Annotated in this window: 3 protein-coding genes and 1 pseudogene; 2 read left to right on the top strand and 2 right to left on the bottom strand. The window is 63.2% G+C overall.

From position 1 onward, the window contains the following. Nucleotides 1–105 (top strand): annotated as a pseudogene (locus EN969_RS36815) (pyridoxamine 5'-phosphate oxidase family protein); the annotation flags it as partial. 40 nt (nucleotides 106–145) lie between these two features. Next, a complete protein-coding gene (locus EN969_RS31335; RefSeq protein WP_063169541.1) occupies nucleotides 146–676 on the top strand; it encodes an NADPH-dependent FMN reductase in 531 nt (176 codons plus the stop codon). A gap of 186 nt (nucleotides 677–862) precedes the next feature. Here EN969_RS31335 and EN969_RS31330 read toward each other — a convergent pair whose 3' ends face one another. Continuing rightward, nucleotides 863–1,069, bottom strand: a complete 207-nt coding sequence (locus EN969_RS31330; RefSeq protein ID WP_013528835.1) for a 4-oxalocrotonate tautomerase family protein — start codon at nucleotides 1,067–1,069, stop codon at nucleotides 863–865. Nucleotides 1,070–1,145: 76 nt separating this feature from the next. Beyond that, nucleotides 1,146–1,322 (bottom strand): SMP-30/gluconolactonase/LRE family protein (locus tag EN969_RS31325; RefSeq protein WP_206525283.1); only part of this gene is annotated, 177 nt, incomplete at its 5' end.

Below are 1,322 nucleotides of genomic sequence, written 5' to 3'. Positions count from 1 at the left end.
CTGCCGACGCTCGGCCAGATCATGCGCGATCAGCTGGCGGTTGCCGATTCCGCCGAGGCGACCGACCGCTGGCTCGACGAGGAATACAAGAAGACGATGTGGTAGTTTTTGCGGACGCGATTCGCGTCTGGACCGATTCCATACCTTGCTGAACATCCTTGCCATTTCCGGCAGCCTGCGCGCGGCCTCCACAAATTCGGCGCTGATCGCCACACTGGCGCGCGAAGCGCCGTCCGGCTGCCGCGTCACCGTCCATGACGGGCTTGGCCGTTTGCCGATCTTCAATCCCGACGATGAAGGCGAGCGGACACCGCTCGAAGCCTCCAAGCTGATCCATGCCGTCAGTCGAGCCGACGGCCTGATCATCTCCTGTCCGGAATATGCCCATGGCGTGCCGGGCGGGCTGAAGAACGCGCTCGACTGGCTGGTCTCGCGCGATGCCGCCGTCGCCAAGCCCGCCATGCTGGTACACGCCTCGCCGCGCTCGCTGTTCGCCCGCGCCGCATTGGCTGAGATCATGCGCACCATGTCGTTCGCGCTTTACGACGATGTGCTGGAGATCGCCCTGCTCGGCAGGAAGCCGCCGGAGGTGGCGGGCATCCTGGCGGCGCCGGCGAACCGGCAGGCGATGCATGATGCACTGAATGCCTTCGCGGAGTTTATCCGCTCGCGTTGAGCGGCGGCCTCTCTTCCTTCTCCCCTTGTGGGTCCGAAGGACGGGGCGAGACCCGTGGCTCGCCCCAGGGTGGTGGCCTCGCGAGCGAGGTCGGATGAGGGATGTTCCAGCTTGGCACTGACGGCAATCCGTCACCCACCCTCAACCGTCTCGGCCTCCCAAAAGGGGAGAAGGAAAGATCGCGCATTACCCCTTTCGCAGCGTCTCCACATCGGTCTTCCCAACGTACCAATCGCGGGCGTTGACCTCTTCAAAAACCACCCAGACATCGTCGTTGCTCAGCCCGGTGGCGTCCATGATGGCCGCGGTGACCTTCTTGGCGATATCCGCCTTCTTGCCCGCCGGATCGGCGGCGATCACTTCCTTGACGATGCGGATGTTGACGAATGGCATTTCTTGTCCTCCCGGGGATGTTCGTGCTCACGACCCGCTTCGATGAAACCGTCGAACGGTCGCCAGTGTTCAACTCTCAGTATGTCTTGGCGCCGTTGACCATCAGCCGCACCATGTAGAGCGACGTGGTGCCGGCGATGTAGAGGCAATTCAGCTTGTTGCCGCCGAACACGCAATTGGCGGTGACTTCCGGCACCTTGACCTTGCCGATCAGCGTGCCGTCCGGATCGTAGCAATGGATGCCATCGGCGGC

The sequence above is a fragment of the Mesorhizobium sp. M7A.F.Ca.CA.003.01.2.1 genome, from assembly GCF_003998945.1.
Classification (GTDB): Bacteria; Pseudomonadota; Alphaproteobacteria; order Rhizobiales; family Rhizobiaceae; genus Mesorhizobium; species Mesorhizobium ciceri.
Note: the sequence above shows the minus strand (reverse complement) of the source record. Positions and strands in the feature narration are given on the sequence as shown.

Bases quoted from the DNA above. Each gene is read 5' to 3' on its own strand.
- EN969_RS31330 (WP_013528835.1), bottom strand. From the start codon at position 1,069: ATGCCATTCGTCAACATCCGCATCGTCAAGGAAGTGATCGCCGCCGAT.